A 13225-nucleotide genomic window follows, 5' to 3' on the forward strand; every position below is an offset into this window, starting at 1 on the left:
CGGGAAGACGGTCCGTGGAGGCTGGAAGGTGGATGCCGTGGTTCGCTCGAGGGCGTCCGGCCGGGTTCTCGGTGTGGGGATGGCGTTCGCTGCCGCGATCGGTGCCGGATTCCTCGTTCCGGAGTCCGCATTCGCGGCCACGACGTGCAGTGCTCCGCCGGGTTCTCCCGTCGACCTCGTTCAGATCGAGGGCGATGACGCGTGTGGCGCATCCACCGACGGCACCGCTGGTGCCTGGAGTTATGGCGAGCGCGGAGTGGGCTTCGCCGATGCCCGCCTCGGTGCACAGGTCGGAGCCGCCGGATTCGACGGCGGCGTCGGTGCAGGGGAGAGTACGTCGGGTCGTCTGCTTGCGGTCGGGCTGGGGTCCGGGGCCCTGGCCCTCGGCGTGCTCGAACAGCCGGGAACGGCACTCGTGGTCGCGGGCCCCGAGTCCCAGGCCTTCGTGGGTGATGCCGACGATCCGGTGCTGTGTGAGGGTTCGGTGGCGGGGGCCTTCGATCTCGAGGCCGTTCGTGGGTGCGTCGTACTGGGTGACTTCAGCTACGTGACCCCCGGTGCGCAGACGCCGTCGTCGGCAGAGCTGCCCTAGAGCGTTCGTGTTCCCCGGGAGTCATCGAAAAACAATGTGTACGTAACCTCTTCCGTTACGTTTCGCGGCGTCGTAGCCTTTCGCACATGCCGATGGAGATGCAGCGATGACGACGGGAGCGGTGTTCGAGCCTGCCCGGGCCTCGGCAGCATTCGCACCGGCCCATGCACCGGAGCCGGCCGGGTCCCGGCCGATCCCCACCGCACCGACCGAGATGCTCGTGCATCCGCAGTTCCTTCGCCTTGCCGACGCGTTCTTCTCGCTGTACCGGCGCCCTCATCACGGGGGCGGCGCGCTCACCGCTTATCTCCACGGGGAGAAGGTTCTCGACATCTGGTCGGGCTGGTCCGCTCCCGATCGCCGATGGAACCGCGACACGATGGCGCTGTCGTTCTCGACGGGTAAGGGCGTGGCGTCCACCGTCGTGCATCGTCTGGCCGAGCGTGGATCGATCGACTATTTCGCGCCCGTCGCGGATTACTGGCCGGAGTTTGCCGCGAACGGCAAACAGGACATCACCGTCGCCGACGTCCTCACCCACCGTTCGGGCCTTCATCGGGTGCGGGGACTGGTACCGGGAACTCGCGGGATCCTCGACTACGACGCGACCGTCGCGGCTCTCGAGAAGGCGGCACCGGATCGTCGACGCACGGCCGGTTCGGGCTATCACGCCGTCACCTTCGGATGGCTCGTCGCCGAGCTCGTCCAGCGGGTGACCGGCCTGCCCTTCGTGGAGGTCGTGGAACGAGAGATCGCTCGGCCCCTCGGAGAACCCGATTTCTGGTACCGCGTTCCGCACGACGAACGAGGCCGGATCGCGAAGTTGTTCCCGCGGCTCACGCCGGCCGGTCTGCACTGGGGTACGAGCGCGGCGGTGCTGTCGCGACTCGCGCCGACCCGAGGTCTGGCCGAGGCTGCGATGCCGGACGGCTTCGACAGACTCGTGGGCGATCCCGCCGTGCACGACGCGGTGATGCCGGGGTGGAACGGTGTGTTCACCGCCCGCTCTCTCGCGCGGATGTACGGCGCGATCGCCGCGGGCGGCACGATCGACGGGGTGAAATTCCTCGACAGCACCACGATCGACGAGATGTCCCGGGTCCGGGTGCGCAGTCGGGACTACGTTCTGGGAGTGCCGATGGCGTGGCGGCTCGGCTACCACCAGCCCATCTTCGCCGGCGTCCAGCGCCCCCGAGGTGCGCTCGGGCACTACGGAGTGGGTGGCTCGGGGGCTTATGCAGATCTCGACACCGGTCTCTCCCTTGCCTTCGTCACCAACCGCCTCGGGGCCGGAGCCATGCCGCTCGGAGACCTGCGACTTGCGCGCCTCGGCGAACTGGCGCGCTCGCTCGCACGACGCGCCTGAATCTTCCGGTCATTTTTGTTGTTTCGGAGACGAGGGCCCCTCGGGGGCGGGACGATCCGAACCGGAGCGTCGCCGATTCGAGGAGTTCAGCCATGAGTCATGTCTATCGGGTGATCGAGGTCGTCGGATCTTCGACGACCGGAATCGACGACGCGATCGCGAAAGCGGTAGCGCGAGCTGCGGAAACCACGCGGCATCTGGAGTGGTTCGAGACGGTCAACGTCCGGGGGCACATCGACGACGGGCGGGTCGCTCACACGCAGGTCACACTGAAGATCGGCTTCCGGATCGAGGAGACCACCGAACCGGGCGCCTGACCGTTTCGGAGGCGGAAATGTCATGTTACATTTGCGAGAACAGCGTTCTCGACCGGGACTGTAACGTGTTATAGTCTGGGGCCCCGTTCAGACGTTCCCCGTATTGTAGGCAGGTACCACTGTGGCTTATGTAATCACCCAGGCGTGTTGCAACGACGTCTCGTGTGTGGAGGTCTGCCCGGTCAACTGCATACACCCGACGCCGGACGAAGCGCCTTTCGCGACGACGGAGATGCTCTACATCGATCCCGACACGTGCATCGACTGCGGGGCTTGTGTCGACGAGTGCCCGGTGGATGCGATCGCGGCCGACAACGAACTGACGCCGGCGCAGGAACCCTATCTGGAAATCAATGCCGAGTACTACCGCCGTTACCCGATCGGGCCGGACTGGCCCGAGTTGCGCAGTCGGCGCAAGCTTCCCGCGGAACTCGGCACGCTTCGCGTGGCGATCGTCGGGTCCGGTCCGGCCGCGTGCTACGCGGCGATGGACCTGGTGTCGCACTCGGCGGTGCAGGTCGACATCTTCGACCGTCTTCCCACGCCCTACGGCCTCGTTCGTGCCGGGGTGGCTCCCGACCATCAGAGCACCAAGGGGGTCGGCGACGTCTTCCGCAGCGCGATCGGGCACAAGAACACGCAGTGTTATTTCAACGTCGAGGTCGGCACCCACATCACGCACGAGGAACTGCTGGCCCATCATCACGCGGTGATCTACGCCGTCGGTGCCGCAGGCGATCGCAAGCTGGGGATTCCGGGTGAGGACCTGGCCGGCTCGCATGCCGCGACCGAGTTCGTCGCCTGGTACAACGGCCATCCGGATTTCGCCGACCTCACTTTCGATCTGTCCGCCGAGCGTGCGGTGATCATCGGCAACGGCAACGTCGCTCTCGACGTCGCGCGGGCATTGGTGATGGATCCGGAAGATCTTGCGCGCACCGACATCGCCGAGCACGCGCTCGAGGCACTGCGGAAGTCGAACATCCGCGAGGTCGTGGTCGTCGGTCGTCGCGGGCCGGCGCAGGCCGCGTACACCAACCCGGAACTGCTCGCGCTCGGCTCGTTGCCGGGCGTCGACGTGATCGTCGATCCGGTCGAGGTCGAACTCGATCCGGTCAGTCGCACGCTGATCGACGACCCGGAGGTCGAACCGCGCCTGGCGCTGAAGGTCCGGCAGGTCGAGGGGTTCGCTCAGCGCACGCCCACCGAAGGCAACAAGCGCATCGTTCTGCGTTTCCTCGCGTCACCGGTGGAGATCTCGGGCGACGGGGTCGTCGAGTCGATCACGCTCGAACGCAACGAACTCGTCGAGGTCGACGGGCGCCTCGAGGCCCGCCCGACGGGCGAGACCGAGACCTTGTCCGCCGGTCTGGTGCTGCGGTCGATCGGTTATCGAGGTACTGCGCTGGCAGGTCTGCCTTTCGACGATCGGCGCGGTGTGATCCCGAACGACTGCGGGCGAGTGGTCGACGCCGAGACGGGCACGCCGGTGCCCGGTGTCTACACAGCCGGGTGGATCAAGCGTGGTCCCAGCGGGGTCATCGGCACCAACAAGCAGTGCTCGGCGGAAACGGTCGAGAAGATCCTCGACGATTTCGTCGAGGGCAAATTGCCCGAGCCGGTCGCAGATCGGGAGAAGCTGGCGGCGCTGGTCGCCGAGCGGCGTCCCGAGCGCATCGACTATCGGGGCTGGCTGCAGATCGACAAGCAGGAGAAGGCTCGCGGTTCGGCGGCGGGGCGTTCGCGTCTGAAGTTCGTCTCGATCGAGGACATGCTGGCGGCGTCGCGCATCGATTCGTGAGTCCTCGCTGAACGGGTGGCGGGTGCAGCGACCGGCCGCGATGGCGCGCTGCACCACCCACGTCCGTGATCCCACAGGTGATCGACCCGGGGTGTCCCGTGCGGCAGAGTGCGAGGAAGCGATCCGGTCGGCTCGGTGTTGAGCCGAGCATGGTCGCCTTGTCATTGCTGGACCGGTCCCGTACCCGCAAGGGGCAAACCGATGCTGCCGCGCTGCGGCAGACGGTGCACCGCGCGGAGCTTGCCGAGGCAGCCGGATATCACCGCTTCTGGGTGGCCGAGCATCATGCCGTTCCGGGTATCGCTTCAGGTGCCCCCGCGATTCTCGTCGGGGCGATCGCGGATCGGACCAGCCGGATCCGGGTGGGTTCCGGTGGAGTGATGCTGCCGAACCATCAGCCGATCGTCGTTGCCGAACAGTTTGCCCTGCTCGCGGCGCTGCATCCGGGCCGGATCGATCTGGGGGTCGGGCGCTCCCTCGGTTTCACTGCGCCCGTGCGCGATGCCCTTCGGACCCACAGCGCCGATGACGGCGACTTCGTGGCGGACGTGAGGGAACTGCAGTCCTACCTGCATGGAACGGCGGAAGTGACCGTACGCCCTCATGTTCCCGAACCGCCACCGATCTTCGTGCTCGGCACGGGCCGGGGCCTGCAGGTGGCAGCCCGCCTGGGATTGCCGGTGGTCGTCGCCGGCCCACTCCTGAGGCAGGGTTCGGAACCGTTCGACCGCTACCGCGCCGACTTCCGGCCCGGCTCGGCCGGAGCGGAGCCGTATGTGATCGTCGGACTGGAGGTCCTGATCGCCGACACCGAGGCGGAGGCTGCAGAGTTGCTGCTGCCGGAGTCGTGGGCGATGGCAGTGGCGCGGGAATCGGGCTCGTTTCCGCCGCTGTCCACGGTCGAGGAGATTTACCGGCAGCCGATGACCGAGCGGCGTCGCCGCATCGTCGCAGAAACCGAGAGGGACGCGCTGGCCGGGACCGAGGATCAAGTGGCAGAAGACCTGGAAAAGTTGATCGCCACCACCGGGGCGAACGAGGTGCTCAGCTCCGCCTCCACCTTCGATACTGCTGCTCTGTACGAGTCCGATGCGCGGCTGGCCAGGATATTCGGGCTCGGCTGACCTCCACACGACACAGCGCTAGGCTGGAGCAATGCTCGGCGTCGCTGCAAGGGGCGGCGATGATCTTCTCTGCGGTCGATGTCTACCGAGCACACCGCCCCTCGGAAGGTGTGACCTATGACCGACCCGAACCCCGAGCGGCTGAGTCGCACGATGGCCGATCTCGCCCGTTCCTTCGACAGCGCGGGTACGGATCTCGACACGAGTCTGCAACGAATCACGAATGCTGCCGTGGAACTGGTTCCTGGTGCCGGCAGTGCCGACGTACTCGTCATCGCAGGGCGCGGAAAGTGCGAGTCGCACGCGGCGACCTCCCGGCTGCCGCTGCGGATCGACGCATTGCAGGCCCGGCTCGGAGAAGGTCCGTGCGTGGACGCTGCCGTGGACAGTATGTTCACCTGCAGTGACGATCTGGCGGTGGAGACACGCTGGCCGGCATTCACCGCGGCGGCCCTCGAAGCCGGAGTGCGCAGCCTCCTGTCGTTCCGACTCTATGCCCACGACGTGCAGGCCGGCGCTCTGAACCTGTTCGCCTCCGAGCCGAATGTCTTCGATGAAGAGTCGATCCACGTAGGAGAGGTGCTCGCAGCCCATGCCGCGATCGCGTTCGTCTCGGCCCGCCGGCAACTGCAGCTGCATTCGGCGATCGCCTCGCGGGATCTCATCGGCCAGGCCAAGGGCATGCTCATGGAACGTTTCGCCGTGGACGCCGATCGGGCCTTCGAGATGATGGTCGCGCTGTCCCAGGAATCCAATGTCCCGGTGGCATCCATCGCAACCCGCATCGTCGAGTTGGGATCCCAATCCCCCCGCTCCTGACGACGTGCTCGCGGCTACCGGGTCAGGTCGATCACGCGAGCGCTGCCTTGCGCGGCCGCACACAGTTGCTGCGTGGAGTCCTCGGCGACGGCGTAGATCTCGCATCTGCACAGCGCCTGTCTTCTGCTCCCGCTGACCACTGTGGCGACCGCTCGCAGGTGTGTCCCGCCGGCGGGTCGTAGATAGTCGAGCGTCATGCCCGTCGTCACGATCGACGGGCCGAGGGCCGTTCCGGCCGCGAAGGTGAGGGCATTGTCCGCCGCGTAGGCCAGGACGCCGCCGTGCGCGAACCCGAATTGCTGGAGCAGTTCGGGTACGAGGGGTATCTCCAGCACCGCCCGCCCCGGCCCGAGTTCGGCAAGGCGGGCTCCGAGCAGCACACTGAACGGCTGGGAGGCCAGCACCTTGCGGGCGTCGTCCAGGGTCAGGTTCTCGGCCGCGTCCTCGGACATGCACAGCAACGTACTCTCTTCCGTGCCACCGCATCATGGAAGTGGCTACCCTGCCGACGCACCGCTGGAGGCGATGATCGCCCGGAACTGCTGGTGCAGGGCCTCTGCGATGTAGTCGATCTCGGGGACGAGATCGGGATCGACGGTGATCACGACGGTCAGGCTGCCGGCATACGAAAGTGCGGCGAAGGAAACACCGATATTTCCTGTGCTGACGATCAGCGGCACGATCGAGGTGACCGGAGCTCCTGCGACCGTGATCGGCGTCGACGGCCCCGGCAGATCGGACAGAAACGAATTGACCAGATGCTGCCGGTTCACGAACCGACTGAACGCCCCGACCCTCGCCAGCGTTCGGAACACCGGGCCCAACAGCGTGGACGACGCACCTCGCACATTCGCCTTCTGCTTGCGGGTGCTGCGGGAGACGGAAATCAGCTGTTCCGCCGGTGTACCCGTCAGCGGCACCCGGATCGGCATGACGCCGACCTGGTTGCCCAATCGTCCACTCGTGGTCGCAGTGCGGGCGGAGACCGGCACCGAGACGACCAGAGCGGATGGGAACTCACCGCGTCGGCGCAGAGCGGTCGCCATGGCACCACTGACGGCGACCAGCAACGCATCGTTGATCGTCGCGTTCCGTCGTCGTCCCCCTCGACGGATCGCGTCCAGATCGACTTCGACCGTTCTGACCGCACGACGAACACCCGTGGGGGCGTTGAACGAACACCGAGGAGCACGTCCGCCCGCGCCTTGTCCGAGTTCTGCCCACGCGGCAGGAAGGCCCCCAAGTGTTCGCGGAATCCGCCGCAGCATGCGCAGGCGTTCGATCACGTTGTCGACGAGGAGTTCTCCCGTTCCCGGCCGGACCGGGGGACGGTGAGTCCGGTGCGTGCGCGCTGGGATGCTCATACCGTCGGCGAGATGCGCCAGCATCGCCAGCCCTCCGATTCCGTCGGCCAGCACATGATGCAGCACTACCACCAGCGCCGTGTGCCCGTGTGGATCCGCTGTGCCGGTGACGAGGATTGCTCGCCACAGCGGCCGGGACCGGGTCAGAGGCCGGGTGAGTGCCTCCACTGCGAGGGTCATGGACGCATCTCGGTTGCCGGGCTCGGGGCACGGCACCTGGGACAGGTGCGCATCGATGTCGAAGTGCTCGTCGTCGAACCAGTAGGGCCGTCCGAGTCCGGGTGCCGGTTCTATCAGGCATTGTCGCAGTCGGCGGATTCCGGTGAGCCGCTCGGCGAGCGCGGCCCGCAGCGTCGTAGGGTCCGACACGCCGTCACCGGCAAAGAAGATCGCGGCCCCGACATGCAGAGGAACCGGTCCGACATCCGAGACGAGTTCGGTCAGATCGCCGGGGCCTATGCGGTCGATTCGGGTCGCGTCCGCCACGATTCGAGGATCGCAGGTTTCGTTGCCGGAAGGAGTGGTCGTCCGAGATCGCGGCGCGGATTCCGGTCGAACAAGTCATACAGGACTGACGAAGGGCGCATTCTTGCCCGGCGCAACGACCTTGCGGCAGCGATTCTCAGGTGCGGGGTGTCTTTGCGGCCGACCACCGCCCGGATCGGAGGCTTATTGCCTACGGTGGAGTATGCGTGCAGTGTGAAGCACGGGGGACGAGCGGCGATGCCCGCGTCGCCGCGCCGAGGAGAGGGACGCCGATCATGTTTGCAGGCACGACCACAATCCGCGCGCACCCGTCATACATCGACGCCGGGATAAAGCACGTGCGCGACATCGTGATGCCGGTGCTGGCGGACATCGAGGGTTGTCTGGGATTGTCCCTTCTGATCGATCGCGGCTCGGGGAGGTGCATCGTGACCAGCTCCTGGCGGGACGAAGCGTCACTGCGCGCCAGTGAAGGCCTGATACGCATGCTCCGGGACGAGGGGGCCAGGATGTTCCACGGCGCCACGGAGGTGGCGCGATGGGAGATCGTTGCATTGCACCGCGACCACCGCACACGTCGCGGAGCCTGCTGTCGGGTGACGTGGATTCAGGTCGAACCGACTCAGGCCGACTGTGTGGTGCACATGTGGAAGACGACGTCATTGCCGAAGGTGGAGGAACTCGACGGATTCTGCAGTGTAGGTCTGATGCTCGACCGCGCCACCGGTCGCGGGGTCGCTTCGCTGACGTTCGACAGCGCCGAGGCGATGGACAGCAACAGGGAACGCGTGGACAGCATCCATACCGAGATGGCTCGCGGTGTGGGAGCGAGGTTGGTCGATACCGGCGAGTTCGAACTGGCCATCGCGCATCTGCACGTCCCCGAAATCGCCTGAAACGACAATGTGGGACGGACAGCTTCTGTCCGCCCATGTCGGACAGCGCATTCGGCGATCCGTATGCCTCGCGTCAAGGCATGATCGGCGGTGCGGTCTCCAGATTCTATTTGGTACCGTGACGATTCCGTAGTGACGGAAGCGTCCAGAATCCGAAGAACATCAGCATCGCCACGACGGCCACGACGATTCCGGTGGTCATATCGGCGACGAAGCCGAAGATCAGCAGGACGACGCCGACGAGGGCGAGGCCCAGGACGGCGATGCCTGCGATTGCCAGTCGTTGCGCGGTTGCAACGAGCGTGGCCAGAGCGTGTCGTCTGAACAACAGTCGGTGCAGTCCGACCGGTGCGACGAGCAAGATCACCGCACTGACCGAAAGGGCGACAGTGACCAGGTAGATCACTTCTTGTGCGTCGGACAGTTCCTCGAATCGTTCCTGAAACGGCAGGGTCAGCAGGAATCCTGTCAGGAGCTGAACGCCGGTCTGCACTACGCGTAACTCCTGCAGCAGATTGTTCCAGTTGCGGTCGAGTCGCTGGGTCTCGGTTTCACCGCGCTCCCGGAAGTTCCACGCAGCGTCGTGGCGACGGAGTACCTCGTCCATTCATCAGCAGTGCCCAGTTTCCGGAGCGATCGAACCAATGCGGTGCAGCATGCGGGCATCTTCTCGGATTGTTATCCTCGCTGATCTTCGAACCTGAACTCGAAACAGCCCCGCAGCTCGCTGAACTGGGACAACCCTGAAACCGAACGGTCTCGAACTGGCACGTCGTTATCATTTTGTGTCTAATGAAAAGGTACGATCACGCCGCGCAGGGGAATTTGGACGCGGCGCACCACTGAACGATGGGTTGTGGAATGTTCGAAAAGCGAGCTTTGTCGAACCGTCGCCGCACTGGCCGCCGATACATGCGAATCGGCGCGGCATTCGCGGGAGCAGCCGCGGTGGCACTGGCGGCTGCCGGCCCCGCGAGTGCGGCACCGTTGTGGCCCGGTGGGCCGGAGCTTCCCAGTGTCCAGGAGCTGGTCGAAGGGCTCACCCCGCCGGGAGTGACGCCACCTCAGCTGCCGGTGCAGGTCGCGCCCGAGCCGCCCGCCCCCTTCTCCGCTCCTTCCGTCGACCCGACCAACGGGGAAACGGTGGGCATCGCGCAGCCGATCATCATCCGGTTCAACGAGGCCGTCGAAGATCGTGCTGCCGCCGAGCGCGCCATTCGCGTCACCTCGAATCCGCCCGTAGACGGTCACTTCTACTGGGCATCGAATACACAGGTGCGCTGGAAGCCGTTCGAGTTCTGGCCCGCGAACACCACCGTCAACGTCAAGGCCGGCGACACGCAGTCGTCGTTCACCATCGGCGATGCACTGGTGACGGTGGCGGACAACAACACGAAGACCATCACCATCACACGTAACGGTGAGGTCGTACGTACCATGCCGACGTCCTTGGGCAAGCCCGGTTACGACACTCCGAACGGCACGTACATCGTCGCCGAGAAATATCGCGACATGTACATGGACTCCTCGACCTACGGGGTCCCCGTCGACAGCCCCGAGGGCTACCGCACCTACGTCGAATATGCGACGCGGCTCTCCAACAGCGGCATCTTCCTCCACGCCGCGCCGTGGTCGGTCGACGCACAGGGCAACACCAACGTCAGTCACGGTTGCCTCAACGTGAGCACCGAGGACGGCAAGTGGTTCTACGAGAACGCCAAGAAGGGCGACCCGGTGATCGTGCAGAACACCGAGGGCGGCACCCTCAACGGCTGGGACGGCCTCGGCGACTGGAATCTCTGACCGCCTGCCCTTACGAGGCTTCGGGCGACGCCCCCTGCACTCCGGTCCGCAACGTGCGTCCGGAAGCGTAGGGGGCGTCGGCCTTTCGGAAGGCGAATGCAGTTCGGGTGATCGGCCCTACCGCGCCCCGACCAGCTCGTCGATCTGGTTGATGGCGGACGAGGCACCCTCGAGCGCGCCCATGTCCAGCACCTGCTGAAGCGCTTCGGCGCTCCCGTACGTGCTGACATAGGTTGCGCGAGTGCCACCTTCGTGCTCGGCGAAGGTATAGACGTTCTCGGCGACGGGCAGTTCCGGCTTCGGAGTGAAGTCCGGGTCTGCGAATCCGTCGAGGAACGAGAAACTGTTCGGCTCGTCGACGGACGTGATCTCCCAGTATCCGGCGTATTTCTCGCCTTCGGGACTCGTCATGTAATAGGTGGTGCGGGTGCCGGGCTTCAGATCGTGCTCGACCACCGTGGCCGGGAAGGTCGGTGGCCCCCAAACCTTCTCGAGCTGGCGAGGGTCGGCGTAGATCTGCCAGATTCGTGCCACTGGGGCGGCGAACTCGGCGGTGATGGTCAGGCTCAGATTGTCGGGGTCGTGCCGGACGTGGGTTACAGGCATTTCTCAGCCCTTCTCGGAGGATTCGGATGCGATGAGTTCGTCGATGCGCGCGATGCGACCGCGCCAGATCTGCTCCAGCTCGGTGAGCATGGACGCCACCGACCGCACTGCCGTCACGTCACCACTGGCCAACTGCTCGCGACCGCTGCGTCGCTTCACGAGCAGGCCGGCCTTCTCCAGCACGGCGACGTGTTTCTGAACCGCGGCAAAGGACATGTCGTAGTTCGCCGCGAGAGCGGAGACCGAGTGCTCCCCGGCCAGGACACGTCGCATGATGTCGCGCCGGGTCCGGTCGGCGAGCGCGTGGAACAGGGCGTCGGCCCGATCCTCGTCTTTTCCACTCACTCCTCAAACATACAACCGAATAGTTGTATGTCAAGACCTCATGCGATAACGAGGCGGTCGCCGTAGAGCGCCCGCTCGTCGTCATCGAGACCGTCGTCGGTGATGATGCACGTGAGCTCGTCGATTGCGGCAACCCTGGCGAGGGCGCGGTGTCCGAACTTCGAATGATCCGCTACGGCAACCGCTTTGCCGGCACACTCGAGCATCGCACGTTTGACCGGAATCTCGAGCGTGTTGGTGTTGGTGATACCGGCGACGGGGTGGACTGCGTCGGCCCCGAGGAAGGCCCAATCGGCGGAGTAGTGCGACATGAACTGTGCGGCATGTTCGCCGATCAATGTGTAGACGGAGCCGAGCAGCTCTCCTCCGGAGACGAGTAGCCGCACGTCCGGGAAAGTCGCCACGTACTTCGCGATACGCAGGTCGTTGGTGAGCACTGTCAGTGACGACTTGCGCCGCAGGGCGACGGCTACTTCGTAGGTGGTGGATCCGCTGTCGAGTACCACACTGTCGCCGTCCGAGACCATCGCGGCCGCCACCTCGGCGATGGCGGTCTTCTCCCTGCGACGCACGTCCTTTTTGAGCGCGTACGGCACTTCGTGACCGGCTCCCTCGACGGCCTTCGCGCCTCCGTGTGTGCGTTCGACCTTGCCTTCGCGAGCGAGAGCATCGAGATCCCGGCGGATTGTGGAGGTGTCGACGCCGAGGTCGGCCGACAGCGTCTTCGCATCGACGTATCCGTCGGCGAGGATGCGGTGGAAGATCTCACGTCGCCGTGCGGTCGCGGACACGAATACTCCTGTGGTTCTCGGGCGTCGGGATTCTCGGGCGCGGTTCGGTGCACGACCATAACGCACATACGACACACCGCTGCATAGATATTGACACTGTCTGCACCTGATGTGCATGATTTCGTGCAGGATTTGCGCGATTGCGCGTGTTCGTGTCGCTGGCACCACGTTGTTCGGAGGTTGCACGGTAATGCTGAAACTGGGATACAAGGCGTCGGCGGAGCAGTTCGGTCCGCGGGAGTTGGTGGAGTTGGGTGTGCTGGCCGAGGCGCACGGGATGGATTCGGCGACGGTGTCGGATCATTTCCAGCCGTGGCGGCACAACGGTGGGCATGCCCCGTTCTCGCTGGCGTGGATGACCGCGGTGGGGGAGCGCACGCAGCGGTTGCAGTTGGGCACTTCGGTGCTGACCCCGACGTTCCGGTACAACCCGGCGGTGATCGCGCAGGCGTTCGCGACGATGGGGTGTCTGTATCCGGGGCGGATCTTCCTCGGGGTGGGTACCGGGGAGGCGCTCAACGAGATCGCGACCGGGTATTCGGGTCAGTGGCCGGAGTTCAAGGAGCGTTTCGCCCGGTTGCGGGAGTCGGTGCGGTTGATGCGGGAGTTGTGGGGCGGGGATCGGGTGGATTTCGAGGGGGAGTTCTACTCGACGAAGGGGGCGTCGATCTACGACGTGCCCGAGCAGGGGGTTCCGGTCTATATCGCGGCCGGGGGTCCGGTGGTGGCGCGGTATGCGGGGCGGGCCGGGGACGGGTTCATCTGCACCTCGGGGAAGGGGATGGAGCTGTATACCGACAAACTTCTGCCGGCGGTGGCCGAGGGTGCGGGCAAGGCCGAGCGGGATGTGGCGCAGATCGACAAGATGATCGAGATCAAGATTTCGTACGACACCGATCCGGACAAGGCGCTGGA

At 65.5% G+C, this 13225-nt stretch carries 15 protein-coding genes; 9 read left to right on the plus strand and 6 right to left on the minus strand.

Annotated features, from left to right (window positions below):
- Window positions 1–37: 37 nt before the first annotated feature.
- The 6 genes from ABZ789_RS07430 to ABZ789_RS07455 all read left to right on the plus strand — a co-directional run bounded on the left by ABZ789_RS07430 (window position 38) and on the right by ABZ789_RS07455 (window position 6019).
- Complete coding sequence (locus tag ABZ789_RS07430) at window positions 38–592, plus strand: DUF6764 family protein (protein WP_358421188.1); 555 nt, start codon at window positions 38–40, stop codon at window positions 590–592.
- Window positions 593–698: 106 nt separating this feature from the next.
- Window positions 699–1958 carry a serine hydrolase domain-containing protein gene (locus ABZ789_RS07435; RefSeq protein ID WP_358421191.1) on the plus strand — a complete coding sequence of 420 codons (1260 nt, stop codon included), beginning with the start codon at window positions 699–701 and terminating at the stop codon, window positions 1956–1958.
- 92 nt (window positions 1959–2050) lie between these two features.
- Window positions 2051–2275, plus strand: a complete 225-nt coding sequence (locus ABZ789_RS07440; RefSeq protein ID WP_358421194.1) for a dodecin — start codon at window positions 2051–2053, stop codon at window positions 2273–2275.
- Window positions 2276–2396: 121 nt separating this feature from the next.
- On the plus strand, window positions 2397–4076 hold the full coding sequence (locus ABZ789_RS07445; protein WP_358421197.1) for an FAD-dependent oxidoreductase: 1680 nt from the start codon (window positions 2397–2399) through the stop codon (window positions 4074–4076).
- Window positions 4077–4225: 149 nt separating this feature from the next.
- Window positions 4226–5200, plus strand: coding sequence for an LLM class flavin-dependent oxidoreductase (locus ABZ789_RS07450; protein WP_358421200.1), 975 nt, complete (start codon window positions 4226–4228; stop codon window positions 5198–5200).
- Between the two features lie 117 nt (window positions 5201–5317).
- The gene (locus tag ABZ789_RS07455) at window positions 5318–6019 is read left to right on the plus strand and encodes a GAF and ANTAR domain-containing protein (RefSeq protein WP_358421203.1); all 702 of its coding nucleotides are present in this window, start codon (window positions 5318–5320) and stop codon (window positions 6017–6019) included.
- A gap of 14 nt (window positions 6020–6033) precedes the next feature.
- Here the strand turns inward: ABZ789_RS07455 and ABZ789_RS07460 are convergent, their stop codons facing one another.
- Complete coding sequence (locus ABZ789_RS07460; protein ID WP_358421206.1) at window positions 6034–6471, minus strand: PaaI family thioesterase; 438 nt, start codon at window positions 6469–6471, stop codon at window positions 6034–6036.
- 45 nt (window positions 6472–6516) lie between these two features.
- On the minus strand, window positions 6517–7869 hold the full coding sequence (locus ABZ789_RS07465) for a wax ester/triacylglycerol synthase domain-containing protein (protein WP_358421209.1): 1353 nt from the start codon (window positions 7867–7869) through the stop codon (window positions 6517–6519).
- Window positions 7870–8144: 275 nt separating this feature from the next.
- Between ABZ789_RS07465 and ABZ789_RS07470 the strand changes: the two genes are divergently transcribed.
- A complete protein-coding gene (locus tag ABZ789_RS07470) occupies window positions 8145–8765 on the plus strand; it encodes an antibiotic biosynthesis monooxygenase (protein ID WP_358421212.1) in 621 nt (206 codons plus the stop codon).
- Between the two features lie 106 nt (window positions 8766–8871).
- Here ABZ789_RS07470 and ABZ789_RS07475 read toward each other — a convergent pair whose 3' ends face one another.
- Window positions 8872–9372 (minus strand): DUF6328 family protein, encoded by a 501-nt coding sequence (locus tag ABZ789_RS07475; RefSeq protein ID WP_358421215.1) that lies wholly within the window; start codon window positions 9370–9372, stop codon window positions 8872–8874.
- A gap of 305 nt (window positions 9373–9677) precedes the next feature.
- On the opposite strand from ABZ789_RS07475, the gene ABZ789_RS07480 reads away from it, so the two are divergent.
- On the plus strand, window positions 9678–10568 hold the full coding sequence (locus tag ABZ789_RS07480; protein WP_358421218.1) for an Ig-like domain-containing protein: 891 nt from the start codon (window positions 9678–9680) through the stop codon (window positions 10566–10568).
- 117 nt (window positions 10569–10685) lie between these two features.
- Here ABZ789_RS07480 and ABZ789_RS07485 read toward each other — a convergent pair whose 3' ends face one another.
- From ABZ789_RS07485 to ABZ789_RS07495, 3 genes are read right to left on the minus strand one after another with little or no spacing between them, the layout of a single operon-like run.
- A complete protein-coding gene (locus ABZ789_RS07485; RefSeq protein WP_358421221.1) occupies window positions 10686–11174 on the minus strand; it encodes an SRPBCC domain-containing protein in 489 nt (162 codons plus the stop codon).
- Between the two features lie 3 nt (window positions 11175–11177).
- The gene (locus ABZ789_RS07490) at window positions 11178–11519 is read right to left on the minus strand and encodes a metalloregulator ArsR/SmtB family transcription factor (protein WP_358421224.1); all 342 of its coding nucleotides are present in this window, start codon (window positions 11517–11519) and stop codon (window positions 11178–11180) included.
- A gap of 38 nt (window positions 11520–11557) precedes the next feature.
- Window positions 11558–12310 (minus strand): DeoR/GlpR family DNA-binding transcription regulator, encoded by a 753-nt coding sequence (locus tag ABZ789_RS07495; protein WP_358421227.1) that lies wholly within the window; start codon window positions 12308–12310, stop codon window positions 11558–11560.
- A 190-nt stretch (window positions 12311–12500) separates the two neighbouring features.
- On the opposite strand from ABZ789_RS07495, the gene fgd reads away from it, so the two are divergent.
- Window positions 12501–13225, plus strand: a 725-nt coding sequence (gene fgd / locus ABZ789_RS07500; RefSeq protein ID WP_358421230.1) for a glucose-6-phosphate dehydrogenase (coenzyme-F420), incomplete at its 3' end; no start/stop codon positions are given.

This window comes from Rhodococcus sp. NPDC047139, assembly GCF_040643435.1.
Classification (GTDB): domain Bacteria; phylum Actinomycetota; class Actinomycetes; order Mycobacteriales; family Mycobacteriaceae; genus Rhodococcus.

Bases quoted from the DNA above. Each gene is read 5' to 3' on its own strand.
- ABZ789_RS07480 (WP_358421218.1), top strand. From the start codon at position 9,678: ATGCGAATCGGCGCGGCATTCGCGGGAGCAGCCGCGGTGGCACTGGCG.
- ABZ789_RS07485 (WP_358421221.1), bottom strand. From the start codon at position 11,174: ATGCCTGTAACCCACGTCCGGCACGACCCCGACAATCTGAGCCTGACC.
- ABZ789_RS07450 (WP_358421200.1), top strand. From the start codon at position 4,226: ATGGTCGCCTTGTCATTGCTGGACCGGTCCCGTACCCGCAAGGGGCAA.
- ABZ789_RS07435 (WP_358421191.1), top strand. From the start codon at position 699: ATGACGACGGGAGCGGTGTTCGAGCCTGCCCGGGCCTCGGCAGCATTC.
- ABZ789_RS07460 (WP_358421206.1), bottom strand. From the start codon at position 6,471: ATGTCCGAGGACGCGGCCGAGAACCTGACCCTGGACGACGCCCGCAAG.
- ABZ789_RS07440 (WP_358421194.1), top strand. From the start codon at position 2,051: ATGAGTCATGTCTATCGGGTGATCGAGGTCGTCGGATCTTCGACGACC.
- ABZ789_RS07475 (WP_358421215.1), bottom strand. From the start codon at position 9,372: ATGGACGAGGTACTCCGTCGCCACGACGCTGCGTGGAACTTCCGGGAG.
- ABZ789_RS07470 (WP_358421212.1), top strand. From the start codon at position 8,145: ATGTTTGCAGGCACGACCACAATCCGCGCGCACCCGTCATACATCGAC.
- ABZ789_RS07455 (WP_358421203.1), top strand. From the start codon at position 5,318: ATGACCGACCCGAACCCCGAGCGGCTGAGTCGCACGATGGCCGATCTC.